The 21,297-nt window shown below is 61.8% G+C and carries 32 protein-coding genes; all 32 read right to left on the reverse strand.

All coding sequences use genetic code 11. The annotated features are described in order from the left end of the window. Nucleotides 1–20 precede the first annotated feature (20 nt). Nucleotides 21–1,508 (reverse strand): DegQ family serine endoprotease, encoded by a 1,488-nt coding sequence (locus EN949_RS07955; protein ID WP_013531440.1) that lies wholly within the window; start codon nucleotides 1,506–1,508, stop codon nucleotides 21–23. Nucleotides 1,509–1,707: 199 nt separating this feature from the next. Continuing rightward, nucleotides 1,708–2,139: a 50S ribosomal protein L17 gene (rplQ, locus tag EN949_RS07960; protein ID WP_013531439.1), complete on the reverse strand. Its 432-nt coding sequence runs from the start codon at nucleotides 2,137–2,139 to the stop codon at nucleotides 1,708–1,710. A gap of 104 nt (nucleotides 2,140–2,243) precedes the next feature. After that, complete coding sequence (locus EN949_RS07965) at nucleotides 2,244–3,254, reverse strand: DNA-directed RNA polymerase subunit alpha (protein WP_013531438.1); 1,011 nt, start codon at nucleotides 3,252–3,254, stop codon at nucleotides 2,244–2,246. A 102-nt stretch (nucleotides 3,255–3,356) separates the two neighbouring features. Further along, nucleotides 3,357–3,746, reverse strand: a complete 390-nt coding sequence (gene rpsK / locus EN949_RS07970) for a 30S ribosomal protein S11 (RefSeq protein WP_006205444.1) — start codon at nucleotides 3,744–3,746, stop codon at nucleotides 3,357–3,359. Nucleotides 3,747–3,908: 162 nt separating this feature from the next. After that, entirely contained in the window at nucleotides 3,909–4,277 is a 369-nt protein-coding gene (rpsM, locus tag EN949_RS07975; protein WP_013531437.1) for a 30S ribosomal protein S13, read from the reverse strand. A 210-nt stretch (nucleotides 4,278–4,487) separates the two neighbouring features. Then, entirely contained in the window at nucleotides 4,488–5,084 is a 597-nt protein-coding gene (locus EN949_RS07980) for an adenylate kinase (RefSeq protein ID WP_013531436.1), read from the reverse strand. Next, complete coding sequence (secY, locus tag EN949_RS07985) at nucleotides 5,081–6,421, reverse strand: preprotein translocase subunit SecY (protein WP_013531435.1); 1,341 nt, start codon at nucleotides 6,419–6,421, stop codon at nucleotides 5,081–5,083. The genes EN949_RS07980 and secY overlap by 4 nt, the downstream gene beginning before the upstream one ends. Before the next feature lie 192 nt (nucleotides 6,422–6,613). After that, on the reverse strand, nucleotides 6,614–7,090 hold the full coding sequence (gene rplO, locus EN949_RS07990; protein ID WP_013531434.1) for a 50S ribosomal protein L15: 477 nt from the start codon (nucleotides 7,088–7,090) through the stop codon (nucleotides 6,614–6,616). A gap of 22 nt (nucleotides 7,091–7,112) precedes the next feature. Continuing rightward, complete coding sequence (gene rpmD / locus EN949_RS07995; protein WP_006205449.1) at nucleotides 7,113–7,310, reverse strand: 50S ribosomal protein L30; 198 nt, start codon at nucleotides 7,308–7,310, stop codon at nucleotides 7,113–7,115. Nucleotides 7,311–7,334: 24 nt separating this feature from the next. Further along, entirely contained in the window at nucleotides 7,335–7,898 is a 564-nt protein-coding gene (gene rpsE, locus EN949_RS08000; protein ID WP_006333394.1) for a 30S ribosomal protein S5, read from the reverse strand. A gap of 148 nt (nucleotides 7,899–8,046) precedes the next feature. Then, nucleotides 8,047–8,406 carry a 50S ribosomal protein L18 gene (gene rplR, locus EN949_RS08005; protein ID WP_013531433.1) on the reverse strand — a complete coding sequence of 120 codons (360 nt, stop codon included), beginning with the start codon at nucleotides 8,404–8,406 and terminating at the stop codon, nucleotides 8,047–8,049. Nucleotides 8,407–8,544: 138 nt separating this feature from the next. Then, the gene (rplF, locus tag EN949_RS08010; RefSeq protein WP_013531432.1) at nucleotides 8,545–9,078 is read right to left on the reverse strand and encodes a 50S ribosomal protein L6; all 534 of its coding nucleotides are present in this window, start codon (nucleotides 9,076–9,078) and stop codon (nucleotides 8,545–8,547) included. A gap of 89 nt (nucleotides 9,079–9,167) precedes the next feature. Continuing rightward, nucleotides 9,168–9,566 (reverse strand): 30S ribosomal protein S8, encoded by a 399-nt coding sequence (gene rpsH, locus EN949_RS08015; protein WP_013531431.1) that lies wholly within the window; start codon nucleotides 9,564–9,566, stop codon nucleotides 9,168–9,170. 12 nt (nucleotides 9,567–9,578) lie between these two features. Further along, entirely contained in the window at nucleotides 9,579–9,884 is a 306-nt protein-coding gene (gene rpsN, locus EN949_RS08020; RefSeq protein WP_013895695.1) for a 30S ribosomal protein S14, read from the reverse strand. 27 nt (nucleotides 9,885–9,911) lie between these two features. Next, entirely contained in the window at nucleotides 9,912–10,511 is a 600-nt protein-coding gene (rplE, locus tag EN949_RS08025; protein ID WP_013531429.1) for a 50S ribosomal protein L5, read from the reverse strand. Further along, the gene (rplX, locus tag EN949_RS08030) at nucleotides 10,504–10,818 is read right to left on the reverse strand and encodes a 50S ribosomal protein L24 (RefSeq protein WP_013531428.1); all 315 of its coding nucleotides are present in this window, start codon (nucleotides 10,816–10,818) and stop codon (nucleotides 10,504–10,506) included. Before rplX ends, rplE begins: the two co-directional genes overlap by 8 nt. Nucleotides 10,819–10,830: 12 nt before the next feature. Next, on the reverse strand, nucleotides 10,831–11,199 hold the full coding sequence (rplN, locus tag EN949_RS08035) for a 50S ribosomal protein L14 (protein ID WP_006205457.1): 369 nt from the start codon (nucleotides 11,197–11,199) through the stop codon (nucleotides 10,831–10,833). Nucleotides 11,200–11,282: 83 nt separating this feature from the next. Continuing rightward, nucleotides 11,283–11,522, reverse strand: a complete 240-nt coding sequence (gene rpsQ, locus EN949_RS08040) for a 30S ribosomal protein S17 (protein WP_010909280.1) — start codon at nucleotides 11,520–11,522, stop codon at nucleotides 11,283–11,285. Nucleotides 11,523–11,533: 11 nt separating this feature from the next. After that, entirely contained in the window at nucleotides 11,534–11,734 is a 201-nt protein-coding gene (gene rpmC, locus EN949_RS08045) for a 50S ribosomal protein L29 (RefSeq protein ID WP_006205459.1), read from the reverse strand. Nucleotides 11,735–11,747: 13 nt separating this feature from the next. Next, nucleotides 11,748–12,161 carry a 50S ribosomal protein L16 gene (gene rplP, locus EN949_RS08050; RefSeq protein WP_013531427.1) on the reverse strand — a complete coding sequence of 138 codons (414 nt, stop codon included), beginning with the start codon at nucleotides 12,159–12,161 and terminating at the stop codon, nucleotides 11,748–11,750. Nucleotides 12,162–12,188: 27 nt separating this feature from the next. Then, the gene (gene rpsC / locus EN949_RS08055; protein ID WP_013531426.1) at nucleotides 12,189–12,914 is read right to left on the reverse strand and encodes a 30S ribosomal protein S3; all 726 of its coding nucleotides are present in this window, start codon (nucleotides 12,912–12,914) and stop codon (nucleotides 12,189–12,191) included. Beyond that, complete coding sequence (gene rplV / locus EN949_RS08060; protein WP_006205462.1) at nucleotides 12,914–13,303, reverse strand: 50S ribosomal protein L22; 390 nt, start codon at nucleotides 13,301–13,303, stop codon at nucleotides 12,914–12,916. Before rplV ends, rpsC begins: the two co-directional genes overlap by 1 nt. A 2-nt stretch (nucleotides 13,304–13,305) precedes the next feature. After that, nucleotides 13,306–13,584, reverse strand: a complete 279-nt coding sequence (gene rpsS, locus EN949_RS08065; protein WP_006205463.1) for a 30S ribosomal protein S19 — start codon at nucleotides 13,582–13,584, stop codon at nucleotides 13,306–13,308. Between the two features lie 16 nt (nucleotides 13,585–13,600). After that, complete coding sequence (gene rplB, locus EN949_RS08070; RefSeq protein ID WP_024505067.1) at nucleotides 13,601–14,434, reverse strand: 50S ribosomal protein L2; 834 nt, start codon at nucleotides 14,432–14,434, stop codon at nucleotides 13,601–13,603. 22 nt (nucleotides 14,435–14,456) lie between these two features. Next, a complete protein-coding gene (locus EN949_RS08075) occupies nucleotides 14,457–14,750 on the reverse strand; it encodes a 50S ribosomal protein L23 (RefSeq protein WP_013531424.1) in 294 nt (97 codons plus the stop codon). After that, complete coding sequence (gene rplD / locus EN949_RS08080; protein ID WP_013531423.1) at nucleotides 14,747–15,367, reverse strand: 50S ribosomal protein L4; 621 nt, start codon at nucleotides 15,365–15,367, stop codon at nucleotides 14,747–14,749. The genes EN949_RS08075 and rplD overlap by 4 nt, the downstream gene beginning before the upstream one ends. Next, nucleotides 15,367–16,095, reverse strand: a complete 729-nt coding sequence (rplC, locus tag EN949_RS08085) for a 50S ribosomal protein L3 (protein ID WP_013531422.1) — start codon at nucleotides 16,093–16,095, stop codon at nucleotides 15,367–15,369. The genes rplD and rplC overlap by 1 nt, the downstream gene beginning before the upstream one ends. 61 nt (nucleotides 16,096–16,156) lie before the next feature. Then, on the reverse strand, nucleotides 16,157–16,465 hold the full coding sequence (rpsJ, locus tag EN949_RS08090) for a 30S ribosomal protein S10 (RefSeq protein ID WP_010909272.1): 309 nt from the start codon (nucleotides 16,463–16,465) through the stop codon (nucleotides 16,157–16,159). A gap of 69 nt (nucleotides 16,466–16,534) precedes the next feature. Further along, the gene (gene tuf / locus EN949_RS08095) at nucleotides 16,535–17,710 is read right to left on the reverse strand and encodes an elongation factor Tu (RefSeq protein ID WP_013531404.1); all 1,176 of its coding nucleotides are present in this window, start codon (nucleotides 17,708–17,710) and stop codon (nucleotides 16,535–16,537) included. A 99-nt stretch (nucleotides 17,711–17,809) separates the two neighbouring features. Then, nucleotides 17,810–19,900, reverse strand: a complete 2,091-nt coding sequence (gene fusA, locus EN949_RS08100) for an elongation factor G (RefSeq protein ID WP_013531421.1) — start codon at nucleotides 19,898–19,900, stop codon at nucleotides 17,810–17,812. A 29-nt stretch (nucleotides 19,901–19,929) separates the two neighbouring features. After that, the gene (rpsG, locus tag EN949_RS08105) at nucleotides 19,930–20,400 is read right to left on the reverse strand and encodes a 30S ribosomal protein S7 (protein ID WP_008875664.1); all 471 of its coding nucleotides are present in this window, start codon (nucleotides 20,398–20,400) and stop codon (nucleotides 19,930–19,932) included. A gap of 76 nt (nucleotides 20,401–20,476) precedes the next feature. After that, a complete protein-coding gene (gene rpsL, locus EN949_RS08110; RefSeq protein ID WP_006333356.1) occupies nucleotides 20,477–20,848 on the reverse strand; it encodes a 30S ribosomal protein S12 in 372 nt (123 codons plus the stop codon). Nucleotides 20,849–21,297: the final 449 nt, after the last annotated feature.

Below are 21,297 nucleotides of genomic sequence, written 5' to 3' on the forward strand. Positions count from 1 at the left end.
CGAATGCACGGAACCCAGCCCTAATAACGCAACACCTGACGCAGTATCTGCCCGCCGCGCTCGACCGTAAAGCGCCACCAGCGCGTATCCGTCTTGGCCGCCAGCTCCAGGGTCGCTGCGGTATCGATGGTGGTGCCGTTCACCTCGCGCACGATGTCGCCCGGCTGGAAGCCGAAATCGGCGGCCGGTGAATCGCGGTTGATGTCGACCACGGTGACGCCCTTGATGTCCGTGCGCAGGCCAAGCCGCTGCGCGAGCCGGGGCGAAAGCTCCGCGACCTTGGCGCCCGAAAAGGGGCTGCGGCCATGCAGCGTCACCTCGGCAGCCTTCATGCCTTCCGGAGCACGCTCCAGCGCGATATCCATCGCCGCCTGCTGGCCCTTGGTCAGAACCGCGAAATTGGCGGTGGTGCCGATCGACAGCGTCGCCATCCGGTAGTCCAGCGCTTCGATGCTCTCGACCGGCTTGCCGTTGAGCTGCAGCACCACGTCGCCGGGCTTGAGCCCTGCCTTGGCGGCCGGTCCGGTCGCCTCGACCGACGAAACCAGCGCACCGGTCGGCTTCTCCATGCCGAGCGATTCTGCGATCTGCGGCGTCACCGCTTCGAACTCGGCGCCGATATAGGGCCGTTCGAAGAAGTCGAGCCCGGCCTTGGCCGCGTCGGCAAAGGCGCGAACCATGTTCGAGGGAATGGCGAAGCCGATGCCGATCGAACCGCCGCTGCGGCTGTAGATGGCCGTGTTGATGCCGACCAGCTGGCCGCCCATGTTGATCAGCGCACCGCCGGAATTGCCGGGATTGATGGCGGCGTCGGTCTGGATGAAGAAGCTGGAATCGGAGACGCCGATATGGCTGCGGGCCAGTGCCGAGACGATGCCGCTGGTGGTGGTCTGGCCGACGCCGAAGGGGTTGCCGATGGCCAGCAGCAGGTCGCCGACCTCGAGCGCGTCGGAATCGCCGATGGCAATGACCGGAAACGGCTTGTCCGAGGTGATCTTGAGCACGGCAAGGTCGAGTGTCTCGTCCTTGAGCAGCACCTTGCTGTCGAACTCACGCCCATCAGCGGTCGCCACCTTGACCCGGTCGGCATCCTTGATGACGTGGTAATTGGTGACCACGACGCCGGTCGGATCGACCAGCACGCCGGAGCCCAGCGAAGACTGCGCGCGGGGCTGCGAGCGGCCGAAGAATTCTTCGAAGAACGGATCACCGTCGAAAGGCGATGTCACCTTGGCGGTCTGCGAGGCATAGACATTGACCACCGCCGGCGCCGTCTGTTTGACCAGCGGCGCAAACGACAGCTGCACCTCCTCGCGACCGAACGGCACGCGCTTGTCGGGACCGGACGTCGCGTTCTCGCCCTCGACGCCATGCAGCAGGTCGGTCAGCACATCTGACAGGCCGGGATCTGTCTTGGTCTCCTCGGCCAATGCCTGCCTGACCACCGGTGCGGCCGCAAACGCCATGATGGCGAAAAGCAGAACAAAGGGCAGTCTTCTGGCGCGCATTCGCGAATCCTCCAAGGCAAGTTCGGGGGCATTGTCCCGACGATTGTGCAAAATGAAAGGCTAAGCCGCTGAAATCCGACTATTTTGGGCCAAAACCCCAGGGGCATGCCCGGAAATCGGATTCCGGCGCGGTTTGCTGCTTTCAGAAAACAAAAAGGGGCCCGCAGGCCCCTTTGAACTCATTTGGGAAAACCGAGCCTTATGCGGCTGCGGCGTCCGCGTCAGCGCTTTCGGCCTCGATGCGAGCGCGGTCGCCGGCGCCCTTGGCCGAGACGTCGCGATCGACGAACTCGATGACAGCCATGGCGGCGTTGTCACCGTGACGGAAGCCCGCCTTCATGATGCGCAGATAGCCGCCATTGCGGTTGGCGTAGCGCGGCGCGATGGTGTCGAACAGACGCTTGACGACGCCTTCATTGCCGATCTGGGCAATGACCTGGCGGCGGGCGTGCAGGTCGCCACGCTTGCCGAGCGTCACCAGCTTCTCGACGATCGGACGCAGGTCCTTCGCCTTCGGCAAGGTTGTGACGATCTGCTCGTGCTCGAGCAGCGACACGGCGAGGTTGGCGAACATCGACTTGCGATGGCTAATGCTTCGGGCGAAGCGGCGGCCTTTGAAACCGTGGCGCATGGCTCTTTTCCTTCTTCAGTTGTTCAAGAGGCCGCGGCCTCTGATGGTTTTCCGCATGACCGTCGGATCGAGCGGCCCACGCCGCCGATCCTTGGAATTCATGCTCAATATTGGTCTTCGTAACGCTTGGCGAGGTCTTCGATGTTTTCCGGCGGCCAGTCCGGCACTTCCATGCCGAGGTGCAGGCCCATCGCCGCCAGGACTTCCTTGATCTCGTTCAGCGACTTGCGGCCGAAGTTCGGGGTGCGCAGCATCTCGGCCTCGGTCTTCTGGATCAGGTCGCCGATATAGACGATGTTGTCATTCTTCAGGCAGTTGGCCGAACGCACCGAAAGCTCGAGTTCGTCGACCTTCTTGAGCAGCGCCGGGTTGAAGGCGAGCTCGGTGACGGCCTCGGCGGCGACTTCCTTCTGCGGCTCGTCGAAGTTGACGAACAGGCCGAGCTGGTCCTGCAGGATGCGGGCGGCGAAAGCCACTGCGTCCTCGCCGGTGATCGAACCGTCGGTCTCGATCGTCATGGTCAGCTTGTCATAGTCGAGAACCTGGCCCTCGCGGGTGTTCTCGACCTTGTAGGAGACCTTCTTGACCGGCGAATAAAGGCTGTCGACCGGGATGAGGCCGATCGGCGCGTCTTCGGCGCGGTTGCGGTCGGCCGGCACGTAACCCTTGCCGGTGTCGACGGTGAATTCCATGCGGATTTCAGCGCCTTCGTCCAGCGTGCAGATGACGTGGTCGGGGTTGAGGATCTCGACGTCGCCAACCGTCTGGATGTCGCCGGCAAGAACCGCACCCGGTCCCTGCTTGCGAACGACCATGCGCTTGGGACCATCGCCTTCCATGCGGATGGCGATTTCCTTGATATTCAAGACGATGTCGGTCACGTCCTCGCGCACACCGGCGATGGACGAGAATTCATGTAGAACGCCGTCGATCTGCACGGCGGTAACAGCCGCACCGCGCAGCGAAGACAGAAGCACGCGGCGCAGCGCGTTGCCCAGCGTCAGGCCAAAGCCACGCTCGAGAGGCTCGGCGACCAGCGTGGTCAGCGTCTTCTTCTTCGACGAGAACTCGATCTTGTTCGGCTTGATCAGTTCCTGCCAATTTTTCTGGATCATGATGCTTTCCTTCCGTTGACCCGCCACCATCCAATCGTGGCGGGCGACCTGGAATGCCGCGGAGGAGCGCCCAAGGGCGCTCGCGCGGCGTTCGGTAAATGCTTAGACGCGACGCTTCTTGCGCGGGCGGCAGCCATTGTGCGGGATCGGCGTCACATCACGGATCGAGGTGATGGTGAAGCCGGCCGCCTGCAGGGCACGCAGTGCCGATTCACGACCGGAGCCGGGTCCGCAGACCTCGACTTCGAGCATGCGCATGCCGTGTTCCTGGGCCTTCTTGGCAACATCCTCGGCAGCCATCTGGGCAGCGAACGGGGTCGACTTGCGCGAACCCTTGAAGCCCTGGGCACCGGCCGACGACCAGGCAATCGAATTGCCCTGTGCATCGGTGATGGTGATCATCGTGTTGTTGAAGGTCGAATTGACGTGGGCAACGCCCGACGAGATATTCTTGCGTTCGCGACGGCGAACACGAGCGGCTTCCTTGGCCATGATAGTCCTTTCAGTTGATCTCTACACCGCCGTAATGCCAGCGGCTCCACCTTCGTAAGGAAGTAGGGGAATAGGGCAGCAAGGGAGTAGGGAAAAATGCGACCCGACCGGCGGGCATTCCCTACTGCCTTACTCCCCTACTCCCTTATTCCCCTAAAAAAATTACTTCTTCTTGCCGGCGATCGACTTGGCCGGGCCCTTGCGGGTGCGCGCATTGGTATGCGTGCGCTGGCCGCGGACCGGCAGCGAGCGGCGGTGACGCAGGCCGCGGTAGCAGCCGAGGTCCATGAGCCGCTTGATGTTCATCGAGACTTCGCGGCGCAGGTCGCCTTCAACCTGGTAATCGCGATCGATGGTCTCGCGGATCTGCAGCACTTCCGCATCGGTCAGCTGGTTGACGCGGCGCTCGGCCGGGATGCCGACCTTGTCGACGATCTCCTGGGCGAACCGCTTGCCAATGCCGTGAATGTACTGAAGCGCAATGACAACGCGCTTGTTGGTCGGAATGTTGACGCCGGCTATACGAGCCATGTTCTTCCCTTCTCCATGTGGGCCGGCCAATCCTCAAAAACAAGGTAGGCTCGGCGCTGTCTTAAGTTGCCCCGCGTCCGGTGGAGGCCGGCCCATGCGGGAGTTTCCAGTTCAATGCGGCTGCCTTGCCCTTGCGGACAAGCAAAGCTCATGCCTGATAGGAAGACGGGCCGCCATACCGCAGCGAACCGCCTCCGTCAAGTGCAATCGTTAATTTCCCCGCACCGCGTCCTTGAGCACCGCTTCGATCTGTTCCGTCACGGCGTCGATATCGGCCATGCCATCGACACTGCGGAGCTTGCCCTTGGCATAGTAGTAGCCAATCAGCGGCGACGTCTTCTTGTAGTATTCCCTCAGGCGCTCTTCGAACACGGTCGGATTGTCGTCCTTGCGAACGGGAAGGCCGGCGGCCTGCGCCTCGTCGGCGCGTTTGACGATCCGGCCAACCAGGGCCTTGTCGTCGACCACGAGTTCAATGACGGCGTCGAGCCCCTGCGAGCGATCCGACAGCATCTGCTCGACCGCATCCGCCTGCACCAGGGTCCGCGGATAGCCGTCGAGGATGAACCCCTTGGCGCAGTCGGGCTGATCGATACGCTCAGCGACGATCGCGTTGACGATCGCGTCGGACACCAGTTCACCGGCATCCATCACCGCCTTGGCGCGCTTGCCAACCTCGGTGCCTGCCTGGACGGCAGCACGCAGCATGTCGCCCGTCGAGAGCTGGGGTATGCCGTGTTTTTCTACCAGTCTTTGTGCTTGCGTCCCCTTGCCCGCTCCTGGCGGCCCAAGCAATATCAACCTCATCTGGCTTTCTTCCCCCCGCGCAGCTTCGACTTCTTGATCAGGCCTTCATACTGGTGCGCGATCAGGTGACCCTGAATCTGCGCAACCGTATCGAGCGTGACACTGACCACGATCAGAAGCGATGTGCCACCAAGGTAGAACGGTACGCCAGTCGCCGAGATCAGGAACTCCGGCAGCAGGCACACCAGCACCAGATAGATGGCGCCGACGACGGTGATGCGGGTGAGAACGTAATCGATATAATCGGCGGTGCGCTCGCCCGGACGATAGCCCGGGATGAAGCCCGAATGCTTCTTGAGCTGGTCGGCGGTGTCCTTCGGGTTGAAGACAATCGCGGTGTAGAAGAAGGCGAAGAACACGATCATCGCCGCATAAAACAGCATGTAGAGCGGCTGGCCGTGGCCGAGCGAGGCGAGCACGGTGCTTGCCCACGCCGGCAGGTTCGTCGTCTGCGAGAAGCCGGCGACGGTGGCCGGCAGCAAAAGCAGCGACGAGGCAAAGATCGGCGGAATGACGCCCGACGTGTTGAGCTTCAGCGGCAGATGCGAGGTATCGCCTTGGAACATCCGGTTGCCGACCTGGCGCTTCGGATACTGGATCAGCAAGCGGCGCTGGGCGCGCTCGAAGAACACGATGAGCGCAATGACGACGATAGCCAGCACGATGATCGCCAGGATCAGGCCGGTCGACAGCGCGCCGGTGCGGCCAAGCTCCAGCGTGCCGGAGATGGCGTGCGGCAGGCCGGCGACGATGCCGGAGAAGATGATCAGCGAAATACCGTTGCCGATGCCGCGGGCGGTGATCTGCTCGCCCAGCCACATCAGGAACATGGTGCCGCCGACCAGCGTGACGACGGTCGAGATGCGGAAGAACATGCCGGGGTCGCTGACGATGCCGTTGCCGCCTTCCAGCCCGACAGAAATGCCATAGGCCTGGACCAGCGCAAGCAGCACGGTGCCGTAGCGCGTGTACTGGTTGATCACCTTGCGGCCCTGTTCGCCTTCCTTCTTCAGCGCTTCCAGTGACGGGATGACCGAGGTCATCAGCTGCATGATGATGGAGGCGGAGATGTAAGGCATGATGCCGAGCGCAAAGATCGCCATGCGCTGCACGGCGCCGCCGGCGAACATGTTGAACATGCCGAGCACGCCCTTGCTCTGCGAAGAGAAGGCCTGGGCGAAGGCGTCGGGATTGATACCGGGAAGCGGGATGTAGGTGCCGAGGCGATAAACCAGCAGCGCGCCGATCGTGAACCAGATGCGCTTCTTCAAATCCTCCGCCTTGGCGAAGGCCGAGAAATTCAGATTCGAGGCTAATTGTTCAGCAGCCGAAGCCATGCCTGATTCTCCGCTTGGTAACGCTTGATGGCCCTGAGGTCAGGCGGCGCGTTTCACCGAAGCTCACGAGATAAGCTCCGGGCTCTAAACATGCAAGCGGCCGCGTTGACGCGGCCGCCTCGTTGAGCAGATCAAAGCGAAATCGTGAGCAAAAACGGATCCCACTCCTGCCGATCGCGCTTCAAATTGCCGTTACTCGGCAGCTGCCTTTTCCTGCGGCAGCTTGACCGAACCGCCGGCCTTTTCGATCTTCTCGATCGCGGCCTTGGAGGCGCCGGCGACGTCAAAGGCGAGCTTCGCCTTGATCTCGCCATCCGAGAGGATGCGCACGCCGTCCTTGACGCGGCGGATGACGCCGGCGGCAACCAGCGATTCAGCCGTCACGGTTGCCTTGGCGTCGAGCTTCTTGGCGTCGATAGCCACCTGGATGCGGGCCAGCGACACGACGGTGAAGCTCTTGGCGAAGATGTTGTTGAAGCCACGCTTCGGCAGGCGCCGGTAGAGCGGCATCTGGCCACCCTCGAAGCCGTTGATGGCGACGCCGGAGCGCGCCTTCTGGCCCTTGACGCCGCGACCGCCGGTCTTGCCGGAGCCGGAGCCGATACCACGGCCGAGACGCTTCTTGGAGTGCGTCGCGCCGTCCTTGTCACGCAGATCGTTGAGTTTCATCTGACTTCTCCTGCGCTCTGGCTCAGCCCTCGTCCACGACGCGGACGAGATGCTGGACGGCAGCGATCATGCCGCGCACGGAGGGCGTATCTTCCAGCGTGCGCTGCTTGTGCATCTTGTTGAGGCCGAGGCCGACCAGCGTCGCGCGCTGTTCCTTCGGACGGCGGATCGGCGAACCGATCTGCTCAACGGTGATGGTCTTGGTTGCTTTCTTGGCCATGGTCAAAATCCCTGGTCAGATCGACTATTCTTCAGCCGCAACGGCGGTGCCGCGGCGGGCCTGAAGGGTCGAATACTTGATGCCGCGAGCAGCAGCCACATCCTTGGGATGCATCTGGCTCTTCAGCGCGTCGAAGGTGGCGCGAACCATGTTGTAGGGGTTCGACGAACCCATCGACTTGGCGACCACGTCATGCATGCCGAGCGTCTCGAAGACAGCGCGCATCGGGCCACCGGCGATGATGCCGGTACCTTGCTTGGCGGCGCGCAGCAGCACGCGTCCAGCACCCCAGCGTCCTTCGACGTCGTGATGCAGCGTACGGCCCGAGCGCAGCGGCACGAAAATCATGTCGCGCTTGGCCGATTCAGTTGCCTTGCGGATAGCTTCCGGCACTTCGCGCGCCTTGCCGTGACCAAAGCCGACGCGGCCCTTCTGGTCGCCGACGACGACGAGTGCTGCAAAACCGAAGCGACGGCCGCCCTTGACGACCTTGGCGACGCGGTTGATGTGGACGAGCTTGTCCACCATGCCGTCATCGCGTTCTTCACGATCGCGGCCGCGGCCGCCATCCCTACGTTCCTGTGCCATATCCTGTTCCTTGTTTTTTTCCGGAAGCACGGTTGCTGATAAGATCCGGTGCCTCGCCCCGATTAAATCGGGAAACGGTCACCGGGGGCGAAATCATTTCCTTCGCATAATCTTTATCCGAAAAGTCTGCAACTTTTCGGGATCATGCTTAGAAGCTCAAGCCACCTTCGCGGGCAGCCTCGGCGAGCGCCTTGACGCGGCCGTGATAGATGTAAGCGCCGCGGTCGAAGACGACTTCCTTGACGCCGGCCTTGGTGGCGCGCTCGGCGATCAGCTTGCCGATCGCGGTGGCGGCAGCGGTGTCGGCGCCGGTCTTGAGCGAACCCTTGAAGTCCTTCTCGAGCGTCGAAGCGGCGGCGATGGTGTGGCCCTTGGCGTCGTCGATGACCTGCACATAGATGTTCTTCGACGTGCGGTGGACCGACAGACGCGGACGCTCGCCGGCGACCTTCTTGATCTGACGACGGACGCGCTGCGCGCGGCGCTGCGTGGATTCCTTGGTACCCATGATGGTCTTCCTTGCCTTCAAAAAACGGGGGCCGCCATATGCGGTAGGCGAAAGCGCCTCCCGCGACCGCTCCCCGCGGCGTTACACTCTTGGCTTGGCCCTTTCCGAAAAGTCTTCAACTTCTCGAGGCCAGGCCTACTACTTCTTCTTGCCTTCCTTGCGGACGATCTTCTCGCCGGCGTAGCGGACGCCCTTGCCCTTGTAAGGCTCGGGACCACGATACTCGCGGATCTCGGCCGCAACCTGGCCGACCTGCTGCTTGTCGATGCCGGCCACGGTGATTTCAGTCGGCTTCGGCACGGTGATGGTGATGCCCTGCGGCGTCTCATAGACGACGTCATGGCTGAAGCCAAGCGCCAGCTGCAGGTTCTTGCCCTGAAGTGCCGCGCGATAGCCGACGCCGGTGATCTCGAGCTTCTTCTCGAAACCGTCCTTGACACCCTGCAGGATGTTGACGATCTGCGTGCGCGACATGCCCCACTTGGAGCGGGCGGTCTTGGTCTGGTCGCGCGGCTGGACAGCGATCTCGCTGCCTTCCATCTTGACCAGCACTTCGTCGTTCACCACGAACTTCAGCTCACCCTTGGGGCCCTTCGCCGTCACGGTCTGGCCGTTGACGGTCGCGGTCACGCCCTGCGGCAGCGAAACGGGTTTCTTTCCAATACGAGACATTTTGTTGTCCTCGTCACTTCTCTTGTTTCAGGTCTCTGTCTTCGGGAACGATCCGAAGACCGGATTCCACTTTGCGGTCAACTGCCAGATCAGAAGATCTGGCAGAGGATCTCACCGCCGACGTTCTGTTCACGTGCTTCATGGTCGGCCATCACGCCCTTCGGTGTCGAAAGGATGGCGATGCCGAGGCCGTTTGCGACCTGCGGAATCGACTTGGCCGAAACATAGACGCGGCGGCCTGGCTTCGAAACGCGGGCTATTTCGCGCACGACCGGCGCGCCGTCGAAATACTTCAGCTCGATCTCGATTTCGGACTTGCCGTTGTCGAAGTCGGTCTGGCTGTAATCGCGGATATAGCCTTCAGCCTTCAGCACGTCGAGGACGCGGGTGCGCAGACGCGAAGCCGGCGTCGAAACGCTCGACTTCTTGCGGCCATACGCGTTGCGGATGCGGGTCAGCATATCGCCGAGAGGATCGCTCAATGACATGTTATGTCCTCCTTACCAGCTCGACTTGACCAGGCCCGGGATCTGGCCGTTATTGCCGAGATCACGAAGCGCGATGCGCGATACTTTGAGCTTGCGATAGTAGGCGCGCGGACGGCCGGTGACTTCGCAGCGGTTGCGGATGCGGATCTTGGCCGAGTTGCGCGGCATGGCGGCAAGCTTGAGCTGAGCGCGGAAACGCTCTTCCATCGGCTTGGACTGATCCATGATGATCGCCTTGAGCGCAGCCCGCTTGGGACCGTACTGGTCGGCAAGCTTGCGGCGCCTGTTGTTCTTCTCGACTGAGCTGGTCTTTGCCATTTCAGATTTTTCCTTTTCTCGCTGCCGTTACTGGCGGAAGGGGAAGTTGAAGGCCTTGAGCAATGCCCTGGCTTCGTCGTCCGTCTTCGCAGTCGTACAAACGATGACGTCCATGCCCCAGATCTGATCAACCTTGTCGTAGTTGATCTCCGGGAACACGATGTGTTCCTTGATGCCCATGGCGTAGTTGCCACGGCCATCGAAGCTCTTCGGATTCAGTCCGCGAAAGTCGCGGACGCGCGGCAGTGCGATGTTCACGAGACGGTCGAGGAACTCATACATGCGTTCCTTGCGCAGCGTGACCTTGGCGCCGATCGGCATCTTCTCGCGGACCTTGAAGCCGGCGATCGAGTTGCGGGCGCGGGTGACGACGGCCTTCTGGCCGGCAATCATCGCCAGGTCTTCGGCCGCGATCGAAGGCTTCTTCGAATCGGCGGTCGCTTCGCCAACGCCCATGTTCAGCACGATCTTGTCGATGCGCGGAACCTGCATCTCGTTGTCGTAGCCGAACTGTTCCTGCAGCGCCTTGCGGATGGTCTCGTTGTAGACCTGCTTGAGGCGCGGCGTGTTCTGAGCCTTGGACTGTTTGCTTTCAGCCTTGGGCTTCGTGGTTTGAGCCTTAGCCATTGATGACTTCTCCCGAGCGCTTGGCGACGCGCACCTTCTTGCCGTCCTTCTGGAAGATGAAGCCGACGCGGGTCGGCTTGCCATCCTTGGGGTCGGCCAGCGCGATGTTCGACAGCTGGATCGGCGCTTCCTTGGTGATGATCCCGCCCTCTTGGGACTGGGACTGCTTCTGGTGACGGCGGATCATGTTGACGCCACGCACCAGCGCGGTGTCTTCCTTCGGCTGTACCGAGAGGACTTCGCCCGAACGGCCCTTGTCCTTGCCGGCCAGCACGACGACCTTGTCGCCTTTTCTAATCTTTTGCATTGGTCCGGCTCCTTACAGCACTTCAGGCGCGAGCGAGATGATCTTCATGTGGTTCTTGGCGCGGAGTTCGCGCGGAACCGGTCCGAAGATACGCGTGCCGATCGGCTCTTTCTTGTTGTCGACGAGAACGGCCGCGTTCTTGTCGAAACGGATCACGCTGCCGTCCGGGCGGCGGATGTCCTTGGCCGTGCGAACCACGACCGCCTTCATCACATCGCCCTTCTTCACGCGGCCGCGCGGAATGGCTTCCTTGATCGACACCACGATGATGTCGCCCACGGAAGCGTATTTCCGCTTCGAGCCGCCCAGCACCTTGATGCACATGACACGACGGGCGCCGGAATTATCCGCGACGTCGAGGTTTGTTTGCATCTGAATCATGACTGGCCGCCTTCTTCTCTTCTAACGGGATGGGCTCAAAGCCCCTCCCCGGTCTGTCCAAAATTCGTTGTTTACGCCCGAGGTCAGGCTTGGTCCGAAGACACGACGATCCAGCGCTTGTCCTTGGAAATCGGCTTCGATTCCTGGATGAACACCTGATCGCCAACCTTGTGGGCGTTGTTCTCGTCGTGCGCCTTGTACTTCTTGGTCATGCGCACGGTCTTCTTCATCACGGGATGCGTGAAGCGCCGTTCGACCTTGACGACAACCGTCTTCTCGTTCTTGTCGCTGACGACGGTGCCCTGCAGAATGCGCTTTGGCATGGTTTTCGTCCTTAAGCCTTCTTAGCCGCGGACTTTTCCGCAGCGATGGTCTTGATACGCGCAATGTCCTTACGAACCTGTCTCACGCGCGCGGTCTTCTCGAGCTGGCCGGTGGCCTTCTGGAAGCGCAGGTTGAACTGCTCCTTCTTCAGGCTGGCCAGGTCGTCGGTCAGCTGGTCCTGGGTCTTGGTCCGGATGTCTTCGGCTTTCATGATCAGCCCGTCCTTATTCTGCGATGCGCTGCACGAAGCGCGTCTTGACCGAGAGCTTGGCCGCGCCGAGACGCAGTGCCTCACGGGCGGTTTCTTCATTGACGCCGTCGATCTCGAACATGATGCGGCCTGGCTTGACGCGCGCCGCCCAGTAATCGACCGCGCCCTTGCCCTTACCCATGCGGACTTCGGTCGGCTTCGAAGTGACCGGCACGTCCGGGAAAATACGGATCCAGACGCGACCAGCGCGCTTCATTTCACGGGTGATCGCGCGGCGGGCCGCCTCGATCTCACGTGCGGTGACGCGGTTCGGCTCAAGCGCCTTCAGCCCGAAACCACCGAAATCCAGGTTGGTGCCGCCCTTTGCGGTACCATGGATACGGCCCTTGAACTGCTTGCGGAACTTTGTGCGCTTTGGCTGCAGCATCGTTCTAACTCCAAATTCCTAAATGTCTCAGGCGTTTTCGCGACGACGACCGCGTTCGCGATCACCACCACCGCCATGCGCTGCATCGCTTTCGCTGGCCCGACGCTCCGAAGCCATCGGGTCATGCTCAAGGATCTCGCCCTTGAACACCCAGACCTTGACGCCGCAGATGCCATAAGCCGTGTGCGCTTCGGCCGTACCGTAGTCGACGTCCGCACGCAGCGTATGCAGCGGCACGCGGCCTTCGCGATACCATTCCATGCGCGCGATCTCGGCGCCGCCGAGGCGGCCGGCGCAGTTGATGCGGATGCCTTCGGCACCGAGGCGCATCGCCGACTGAACGGCACGCTTCATGGCGCGGCGGAACGCGATACGACGCTCGAGCTGCTGGGCGATCGACTGGGCGACCAGGGTCGCGTCGATCTCCGGCTTGCGCACTTCAACGATGTTGAGGTGCGTCTCGGACTTCGTCATCTCCATCAGCTTCTTGCGAAGCTTCTCGATGTCGGCGCCCTTCTTGCCGATGATCAGACCCGGGCGCGCGGCATGGATGGTGACGCGGCACTTCTTGTGCGGACGCTCGATCACGACCTTCGAGATGGCAGCCTGCTTGAGCTCCTTCTCGAGATACTTGCGGATCTTGATGTCCTCATGCAGCAGCTTGCCGTACTCGCCGGTGTTCGCGAACCAGCGCGAATCCCAGGTGCGGTTGATGCCGAGGCGAAGACCGATCGGATTGACTTTCTGGCCCATTATGCGGCCTCCCCTTTTTCTTCGACTTCACGAACGACGATCGTGAGGTGCGAGAACGGCTTCTCGATACGGCTGGCGCGACCGCGGCCACGGGCATGGAACCGCTTCATGACGATCGACTTGCCGACATAGGCTTCCGCCACGATCAGTGCATCGACGTCCAGGTCGTGGTTGTTTTCCGCGTTGGCGATTGCCGATTCCAGCGTCTTCTTGACCGTGCCGGAAATCCGCTTGGCCGAGAATTCGAGATCGGAAAGCGCTGTCGCGACCTTTTTGCCGCGGATCAGCGCGGCAACCAGGTTCAGCTTCTGCGGGCTGATACGGATCGTGCGCAATACGGCGCGCGCTTCGTTATCAGCAAGCCTGCGCGGAGCTTTGGCCTTGCCCATGATTATTTCCTCTTCGCCTTCTTATCCGCGCCGTGACCGTAATAGGTCCGGGTCGGAGCGAATTCACCGAACTTGTGACCGACCATGTCCTCGTTCACCGAGACGGGAACATGCTTCTGGCCGTTGTAGACACCGAAGGTGAAGCCGACGAACTGCGGCAGGATGGTGGAGCGACGGCTCCACATCTTGATCACCTCATTGCGACCACCTTCACGAACCTTGTCCACCTTCTTGAGAAGGTAGCCGTCAATGAAGGGGCCTTTCCAAATCGAACGAGTCACTTGGCGTTACCTCTTCTTAGCTCTTGCGCTGATGGCGCGAGCGCAGGATGAACTTGTCGGTCGCCTTGTTGGACCGCGTCTTCTTGCCCTTGGTCGGCTTGCCCCAGGGCGAAACCGGATGGCGGCCACCCGATGTGCGGCCTTCGCCGCCGCCGTGCGGATGGTCGACCGGGTTCATGGTCACGCCGCGATTGTGCGGGCGCTTGCCACGCCAGACCGTGCGACCGGCCTTGCCGTCATTGATGTTGCCGTGGTCCGGATTGGACACGGCGCCAACAGTGGCCATGCAGGAGCCGTGAACGACACGCTGCTCGCCCGAATTGAGGCGCAGGATCGCCATGCCCTGGTCACGACCGACCAGCTGACCGTAACCACCTGCCGAACGGGCGACCTGAGCGCCCTTGCCCGGCTTCAGCTCGATGTTGTGGACGATGGTGCCGACCGGCATCGAAGCCAGCGGCATCGCATTGCCCGGCTTCACGTCGACCGATTCACCGGACACGATCTTGTCGCCGGGAGCCAGACGCTGCGGAGCGATGATGTAGGACAGCTCGCCATCGTCATACTTGATCAGCGCGATGAAGGCGGTGCGGTTCGGATCGTACTCAATGCGCTCGACCGTGCCGACGACGTCGAACTTGCGGCGCTTGAAGTCGATGATGCGGTACGAACGCTTGTGACCACCGCCGATGAAGCGGGCGGTGATGCGACCGTGATTGTTGCGGCCGCCCGACTTGGTCAGGCCTTCGGTCAGACCCTTGACGGGCTTGCCCTTGTAGAGGCCCGAGCGGTCGACGATGACCAGCTGACGGGTGCTGGGCGTTACCGGGTTGAATTTTTTCAGTGCCATTGTTCTGTCCTCGCGGCCTTGCTCAGAGACCCGTCGCGACGTCGATCGACTGGCCATCGGCCAGCGTCACAACCGCCTTCTTGACGTCGCTCTGGCGGCCAACCGTGCCACGGAAGCGCTTGATCTTGCCCTTGCGGACAAGCGTGTTCACGGCCATCACCTTGACGCCGAACAGCGCTTCGACGGCGGCCTTGATTTCCGGCTTCGACGCCTTCTTGGCGACGTTGAAGACGACCTTGTTCTGCTCGGAGGCCATGGTCGACTTTTCGGTGATCGCCGGCGAGACGATCACGTCGTAATGACGAAGGTCGGTCATTTAAAACGCTCCTCGAGAGCCTCGACGGCGGCCTTCGAAAGGACCAGCGTGCCGCGGCGCAGAATGTCGTAGACGTTGATGCCCTGGATGGGCAGCACGTCGATGTTGGGGATGTTCGTCGCCGCCAGCTTGAAGTTCTTGTCAAGCTCGGCGCCGCCGATCAGCAAAGCATTGGTCAGGCCCAGCGTCGCGAAATTCGCGATCAGCGCCTTCGTCTTGGCCTCGGTCAGCTTCAGCTCGTCGATGATGATGATCGACGCGCTCTTGGCCTTGGCCGAGAGAGCATGCTTGAGGCCGAGAGCGCGAACCTTCTTCGGCAGTTCGTGCTCGTGGCTGCGAACGACCGGGCCGTGGGCCTTGCCGCCGCCGCGGAACTGCGGAGCGCGTGCCGAATGGTGACGGGCGCGGCCCGTACCCTTCTGCTTGTACATCTTGGCGCCGGTGCGCGCGATCTCGGCGCGACCCTTGGTCTTGTGCGTGCCCTGCTGCTTCTTGGCAAGCTGCCAGCGCACGACGCGCTGCAGGATGTCTTCGCGCGGATCAAGGCCGAAAATCTCGTCGGAGAGTTCCACCTTGCCGGCGTCCTTGCCGCCCAGCGTTGTGATCTTGAGATCCATTATTCCGCTCCCTCTGTGGCCGGAGCCTCGTTCTTGGCGCCACTTTCGGCAGCAACGGCGCGGATCGCGGCAGGCTTCGGCGCATTGGCCGGCAGTGCCACCTTGGCCGCATCGCGGACCAGGATCCAGGCGCCCTTCGATCCGGGAACCGCACCGCGGATCAGGATCAGGCCGCGGTCGGCGTCGGTCGATACGATCTCGACATTCTGCGTGGTGACGCGGGTGTCGCCCATGTGGCCAGCCATATGCTTGCCCTTGAACACTTTGCCCGGGTCCTGGCGCTGGCCGGTCGAACCGTGCGTACGGTGCGAAACCGAGTTACCGTGCGTTGCACGGCCACCGCCCATGTGGTGGCGCTTGATGACGCCCTGAAAGCCCTTGCCGATCGTCGTGCCCGTCACATCGACCTTCTGGCCGGCGACGAAGTGCTCGACGGTGATCTCGGCGCCGACATCGATCATGTTGTCGGCGGAGACGCGGAACTCTGCGACCTTCGCCTTCGGCTCGACGGAAGCGGTCGCGAAATGGCCGCGCATCGCCTTCGACGTGTTCTTCACCTTGGCAAGGCCAACGCCGAGCTGAACGGCGGTGTAGCCATTCTTCTCTTGCGTGCGCTGGGCCACGACCTGGCAGTTCTCCATCAGGAGAACGGTGACGGGAACATGTTCCCCGGCATCGTTATAGATGCGGGTCATTCCCACCTTCTTTGCAATCACACCTGAACGCATCGGTTCAATTCCTTTAGAGTTCCGGGCCAGGGGCACCGCCCCTTACCGCGCTCTCATTCCCTTAGAGCTTGATCTCGACGTCGACGCCGGCGGCCAGATCGAGCTTCATCAAAGCATCGACCGTCTGCGGGGTCGGATCGACGATGTCGAGCAGACGCTTGTGCGTGCGCATCTCGAACTGCTCGCGGCTCTTCTTGTCGACGTGAGGCGACCGGTTGACCGTGAACTTTTCGATCCGCGTCGGCAGCGGAATGGGGCCGCGGACGTTTGCACCGGTACGCTTGGCCGTCGACACGATTTCCTTCGTCGAGGCGTCGAGCACGCGGTGGTCAAACGCCTTAAGGCGGATGCGGATATTCTGTCCGTTCATGCGTCACTTCCTTGTTCTGGCGCGGCGCGGGCAACTCCCGCGCCCGCGACAGATCGGTTTAAGTCCAAATTACTCTTTGATGGTGACGACGATGCCGGCACCGACGGTGCGGCCGCCTTCACGGATAGCGAAGCGCAGCTTCTCTTCCATGGCGATCGGCACGATCAGCTCGACATCGACCGTGATGTTGTCGCCCGGCATCACCATCTCGGTGCCTTCCGGCAGCGACACGATGCCGGTCACGTCGGTCGTGCGGAAGTAGAACTGCGGACGGTAGTTGGTGAAGAACGGCGTGTGACGGCCACCTTCGTCCTTGGTCAGGATGTAGGCTTCGGCCACGAACTTCTTGTGCGGCTTCACCGTGCCCGGCTTGGCCAGAACCTGGCCGCGCTCGACACCTTCACGATCAACGCCGCGCAGCAGCGCGCCGATGTTGTCGCCAGCCTGGCCCTGATCGAGCAGCTTGCGGAACATTTCCACGCCCGTGCAGGTCGTCTTGGTCGTCGGACGGATGCCGATGATTTCGAGTTCCTCGCCGACCTTGACCACGCCGCGCTCGACGCGGCCGGTCACGACCGTGCCGCGGCCCGAGATCGAGAACACGTCTTCGATCGGCATCAGGAACGGCTTGTCGAGCGGACGGACCGGCGTCGGGATGTAGGCATCGACCGCAGCCATCAGCTCGCGGATCGCGTCTTCACCGATCTTCTTGTCCGAGTCTTCGAGAGCAGCCAGAGCCGAACCCTTGACGATCGGAATGTCGTCGCCGGGGAATTCGTTCTTGGTCAGAAGCTCGCGAACCTCGAGCTCGACCAGTTCGAGCAGCTCGGCGTCGTCGACCTGGTCGACCTTGTTCAGGAACACCACGATCGACGGCACGCCGACCTGACGGGCCAGCAGGATGTGCTCGCGGGTCTGCGGCATCGGGCCGTCGGCAGCCGACACGACCAGGATCGCGCCGTCCATCTGCGCGGCGCCGGTGATCATGTTCTTCACATAGTCGGCGTGGCCGGGGCAGTCGACGTGAGCGTAGTGGCGGTTGGCCGTCTCGTATTCGACGTGAGCCGTCGAGATCGTGATGCCGCGCGCCTTCTCTTCAGGGGCAGCGTCGATCTGGTCGTAGCGCTTGTATTCGCCAAAATACTTGGTGATCGCCGCCGTCAGCGACGTCTTGCCATGGTCGACGTGGCCAATCGTGCCGATGTTCACGTGAGGCTTGTTACGCTCGAATTTACCTTTGGCCATAATCGTTCTCCGTCTATTCTACCCGCTTGGGGGAAATTGTTATTCGCTCTTCAGATCCGGCACCGCGCAAGAGACGCGACGTCGATGGCTAAGGAACCCTTACGCGTATTTCTTCTGGACTTCCTGGGCCACTGCGGTCGGGACCGGCTCGTAGTGATCGAACTGCATCGTGTAGGCCGCACGGCCCTGGCTCATCGAGCGCAGGTTGTCGACATACTTGAACATGTTGGCGAGCGGCACCATCGCGTTGATGACCACGGCGACACCACGTGCTTCCTGACCCTGGATCTGGCCACGACGACCGTTCAGATCGCCGATGACGCTGCCGACATAGTCTTCCGGCGTCACGACTTCGACCTTCATGATCGGCTCGAGCAGCTGCACGCCAAGCTTGGGTGCTGCTTCACGGAAGCAGGCGCGGCCGGCGATTTCGAAGGCCAGAACGCTGGAGTCGACATCGTGGTAAGCGCCGTCGATGAGGGTCGCCTTGACGCCGATCATCGGGAAGCCCGCGAACGGACCCGAGGTCATGACGCTGTTGATGCCCTTTTCGACACCAGGGATGTATTCCTTCGGCACGGCGCCGCCGACGATCTTGGTATCGAACTCGAACTCGCTGCTATCGGGGTTCGGCTCGAACAGGATCTTGACGCGAGCGAACTGACCGGTACCGCCGGTCTGCTTCTTGTGCGTGTAGTCCTGCTCGTGCTTGCGGGTGATCGTCTCGCGATAGGCCACCTGTGGTGCGCCGACATTGGCCTCGACCTTGAACTCGCGACGCATGCGGTCGACGATGATGTCGAGGTGGAGTTCGCCCATGCCGGAAATGATGGTCTGGCCGCTTTCCTCGTCGGTCTTGACGCGGAAGGACGGATCCTCGGCGGCCAGGCGGTGAAGGGCGAGGCCCATCTTTTCCTGGTCGTTCTTGGTCTTCGGCTCGATGGCGATCTGGATGACCGGATCGGGGAATTCCATGCGCTCGAGAATGACCGGATGCAGCGGATCGCTCAGCGTGTCGCCGGTGGTCGTGTCCTTGAGACCGGCAAGAGCAACGATATCGCCGGCAAAAGCCTCTTCGACGTCGGCGCGCGAGTTCGCATGCATCTGCAGCATGCGGCCGATGCGCTCTTTCTTGCCCTTCACGGTGTTGTCGACCGAGATGCCCTTGGTGAGCCTGCCCGAATAGATGCGCGCAAAGGTCAGCGAACCGACGAACGGGTCGTTCATGATCTTGAAGGCGAGCATCGACAGCGGCTCGTTGTCGTCGGCATGACGCTCGATCTCGGCGTCGGTCTTGGCATCGACGCCCTTGATGGCGGGAACATCGGCCGGCGACGGCAGATATTCGACGACGGCGTCGAGCAGCGGCTGCACGCCCTTGTTCTTGAAGGCCGAGCCACAGAACATCGGGTAGAACTTGACCGCGATGGTGCCCTTGCGGATCAGCGCGCGAATCTCGTCATTCGACGGCATCTTGCCTTCGAGGTAATTCTCAAGCGCCGTCTCGTCCATTTCGACGGCAGCCTCGATCATCTTCTCGCGGTATTCTTCGGCACGAGCCTTGAGGTCGTCCGGGATCTCGACGATATCCCAGGCAGCGCCCAGCGTCTCGTCGCGCCAGACCAGCGCGTTCATCTCGACGAGGTCGACAACGCCCTTGAACTCGGTCTCGGCGCCAATCGGCAGCTGCATGACAACAGCATGCGCACCGAGGCGCGAGCCGATCATCTCGACCGAGCGATAGAAGTCGGCGCCGATCTTGTCCATCTTGTTGCAGAAGATCATGCGCGGAACGCGATACTTGTCGGCCTGGCGCCAGACAGTCTCGGTCTGCGGCTCAACACCGGCATTGGCATCGAGCAGCGCGATGGCGCCGTCGAGCACGCGCAGCGAACGCTCGACCTCGATGGTGAAGTCGACGTGGCCGGGGGTGTCGATGATGTTGAAGCGGTGCATCTTGCCGTCACGAGCCTTCCAGAAGGTCGTGGTCGCGGCGGACGTGATGGTGATGCCGCGCTCCTGCTCCTGCTCCATCCAATCCATGGTGGCAGCGCCGTCGTGGACTTCGCCGATCTTGTGCGACTTGCCCGTGTAGTAGAGGACGCGCTCGGTGGTCGTCGTCTTACCGGCGTCAATATGCGCCATGATACCGAAATTGCGGTAGTCTTCGATTTTGTATTCGCGGGCCATCGTAGCTGCCTCTCAGTCTCGTTCGCGCTTTACCAGCGGTAGTGCGCGAAAGCGCGGTTGGCTTCAGCCATCTTGTGGGTGTCTTCACGCTTCTTGACAGCGGTGCCGCGGTTGTTGGCCGCGTCCATCAGCTCGCCGGAGAGGCGGTCGACCATCGTGGTCTCGTTGCGGTTGCGGGCCGCAGCAATCAGCCAGCGAATGGCCAATGCCTGGCGGCGCTCGGGGCGCACGTCGACCGGAACCTGGTAGGTGGCGCCGCCGACACGGCGCGAACGCACTTCCACATGCGGCGCGACATTGTCGAGCGCCTGATGGAAGACGGTGACCGGCTCCTGCTTGGTCTTCGACTGAACCTGGTCGAGCGCGCCGTAGACGATGGTCTCGGCGACCGACTTCTTGCCGTCATACATGACGGCGTTCATGAACTTGGTGACGATCAGATCGCCGAACTTCGGGTCCGGATTGATCTCACGCTTTTCTGCACTGTGACGACGCGACATGGCTTTTGTCTCTCAATCTCATAGCCCGACGCACTCAAGGAGCGCCAAGGCCGGAAAATCTTACTTCGGACGCCCCTTACTTCGGGCGCTTGGCGCCGTACTTCGAACGGCGCTGCTTGCGGTTCTTCACACCCTGCGTGTCGAGCACGCCGCGGATGATGTGGTAGCGAACGCCCGGAAGATCCTTGACGCGGCCGCCGCGGATCATCACCACGGAGTGTTCCTGAAGGTTGTGGCCTTCGCCGGGGATGTACCCGATCACTTCAAAACCATTGGTCAGGCGGATCTTGGCCACCTTGCGCAGCGCCGAGTTCGGCTTCTTCGGCGTCGTTGTATAGACGCGCGTGCAGACGCCCCGCTTCTGCGGGTTCTGCTGCATGGCCGGGACCTTGTTGCGCTTCACCGGCGCAATGCGCGGCTTGCGGATCAGCTGGTTGACGGTAGGCATTAAACCCTCTTGTCTCTCAATTCCGTGTCTCGCCCGGTCAGGGCCGCTCAAAGCGTCATTTCCATACGCAAATTCGGGCCATAAACCGCGCCTCGCGGTCTTGCCCGAACAAAAGGCAGAGGAAGCGGAAGCCGCTTCGTGCACGCCGGAAATGTCTTTTCGCTCGTAAAACGAACCCTGTTTGAGGCAAACTCCAAAGCGTGTCGCTTCGGAAGGGAGAGCCTCACATCGGTTCTGACTGGGCGGCTTCTACCCGTAAGACCGCGGACCGTCAAGCCCGGAGCACCAAATATTGCGCGCCGACCAAGGCTTGGCAGCCATGCGAAAACCGCATGTAATTTTCTTTCGCATTTCTGCAAGAGCGAGGAAGAAAGTGACAAGCCTTCAGGCAAAGTGAATGGGTTTGCGCTGTTGCGCGGCCTTGCTTCATGCGAAAAGGCCGCATGAGC

Source organism: Mesorhizobium sp. M7A.F.Ca.US.007.01.2.1 (assembly GCF_003998165.1).
GTDB lineage: Bacteria > Pseudomonadota > Alphaproteobacteria > Rhizobiales > Rhizobiaceae > Mesorhizobium > Mesorhizobium ciceri.

Excerpts from the sequence above, each read along its gene's own strand:
- rpsE (WP_006333394.1), bottom strand. The coding sequence starts at position 7,898 with ATGGCACAGGAACGTAGGGATGGCGGCCGCGGCCGCGATCGTGAAGAA.
- rpsL (WP_006333356.1), bottom strand. The coding sequence starts at position 20,848 with ATGCCTACCGTCAACCAGCTGATCCGCAAGCCGCGCATTGCGCCGGTG.
- rpsG (WP_008875664.1), bottom strand. The coding sequence starts at position 20,400 with ATGTCGCGTCGTCACAGTGCAGAAAAGCGTGAGATCAATCCGGACCCG.
- rplD (WP_013531423.1), bottom strand. The coding sequence starts at position 15,367 with ATGGATCTCAAGATCACAACGCTGGGCGGCAAGGACGCCGGCAAGGTG.
- rplF (WP_013531432.1), bottom strand. The coding sequence starts at position 9,078 with ATGTCTCGTATTGGAAAGAAACCCGTTTCGCTGCCGCAGGGCGTGACC.
- secY (WP_013531435.1), bottom strand. The coding sequence starts at position 6,421 with ATGGCTTCGGCTGCTGAACAATTAGCCTCGAATCTGAATTTCTCGGCC.
- rplQ (WP_013531439.1), bottom strand. The coding sequence starts at position 2,139 with ATGCGCCACGGTTTCAAAGGCCGCCGCTTCGCCCGAAGCATTAGCCAT.
- rpmC (WP_006205459.1), bottom strand. The coding sequence starts at position 11,734 with ATGAAAGCCGAAGACATCCGGACCAAGACCCAGGACCAGCTGACCGAC.
- rplX (WP_013531428.1), bottom strand. The coding sequence starts at position 10,818 with ATGCAAAAGATTAGAAAAGGCGACAAGGTCGTCGTGCTGGCCGGCAAG.
- rpsM (WP_013531437.1), bottom strand. The coding sequence starts at position 4,277 with ATGGCTCGTATAGCCGGCGTCAACATTCCGACCAACAAGCGCGTTGTC.
- EN949_RS07980 (WP_013531436.1), bottom strand. The coding sequence starts at position 5,084 with ATGAGGTTGATATTGCTTGGGCCGCCAGGAGCGGGCAAGGGGACGCAA.
- rpsN (WP_013895695.1), bottom strand. The coding sequence starts at position 9,884 with ATGGCAAAGACCAGCTCAGTCGAGAAGAACAACAGGCGCCGCAAGCTT.
- rplR (WP_013531433.1), bottom strand. The coding sequence starts at position 8,406 with ATGGGTACCAAGGAATCCACGCAGCGCCGCGCGCAGCGCGTCCGTCGT.
- rpmD (WP_006205449.1), bottom strand. The coding sequence starts at position 7,310 with ATGGCCAAGAAAGCAACCAAGACCATCACCGTTGAGCAGATCGGTTCG.
- rplO (WP_013531434.1), bottom strand. The coding sequence starts at position 7,090 with ATGAAACTCAACGATCTGCGTGACAAGGACGGCGCGACGCACTCCAAG.
- tuf (WP_013531404.1), bottom strand. The coding sequence starts at position 17,710 with ATGGCCAAAGGTAAATTCGAGCGTAACAAGCCTCACGTGAACATCGGC.
- EN949_RS07955 (WP_013531440.1), bottom strand. The coding sequence starts at position 1,508 with ATGCGCGCCAGAAGACTGCCCTTTGTTCTGCTTTTCGCCATCATGGCG.
- rplP (WP_013531427.1), bottom strand. The coding sequence starts at position 12,161 with ATGCTGCAGCCAAAGCGCACAAAGTTCCGCAAGCAGTTCAAGGGCCGT.
- EN949_RS07965 (WP_013531438.1), bottom strand. The coding sequence starts at position 3,254 with ATGATCCAGAAAAATTGGCAGGAACTGATCAAGCCGAACAAGATCGAG.
- rpsQ (WP_010909280.1), bottom strand. The coding sequence starts at position 11,522 with ATGCCAAAGCGCATTCTGCAGGGCACCGTCGTCAGCGACAAGAACGAG.
- fusA (WP_013531421.1), bottom strand. The coding sequence starts at position 19,900 with ATGGCCCGCGAATACAAAATCGAAGACTACCGCAATTTCGGTATCATG.
- rplN (WP_006205457.1), bottom strand. The coding sequence starts at position 11,199 with ATGATTCAGATGCAAACAAACCTCGACGTCGCGGATAATTCCGGCGCC.
- rplB (WP_024505067.1), bottom strand. The coding sequence starts at position 14,434 with ATGGCACTGAAAAAATTCAACCCGGTAACGCCCAGCACCCGTCAGCTG.
- rpsC (WP_013531426.1), bottom strand. The coding sequence starts at position 12,914 with ATGGGCCAGAAAGTCAATCCGATCGGTCTTCGCCTCGGCATCAACCGC.
- rpsK (WP_006205444.1), bottom strand. The coding sequence starts at position 3,746 with ATGGCCAAGGAAGCCGCTCGTGTTCGCCGTCGCGAACGCAAGAATATC.
- rplC (WP_013531422.1), bottom strand. The coding sequence starts at position 16,095 with ATGCGTTCAGGTGTGATTGCAAAGAAGGTGGGAATGACCCGCATCTAT.
- rplV (WP_006205462.1), bottom strand. The coding sequence starts at position 13,303 with ATGGGCAAGGCCAAAGCTCCGCGCAGGCTTGCTGATAACGAAGCGCGC.
- rpsH (WP_013531431.1), bottom strand. The coding sequence starts at position 9,566 with ATGTCATTGAGCGATCCTCTCGGCGATATGCTGACCCGCATCCGCAAC.
- rpsJ (WP_010909272.1), bottom strand. The coding sequence starts at position 16,465 with ATGAACGGACAGAATATCCGCATCCGCCTTAAGGCGTTTGACCACCGC.
- EN949_RS08075 (WP_013531424.1), bottom strand. The coding sequence starts at position 14,750 with ATGACCGACCTTCGTCATTACGACGTGATCGTCTCGCCGGCGATCACC.
- rplE (WP_013531429.1), bottom strand. The coding sequence starts at position 10,511 with ATGGCTAAGGCTCAAACCACGAAGCCCAAGGCTGAAAGCAAACAGTCC.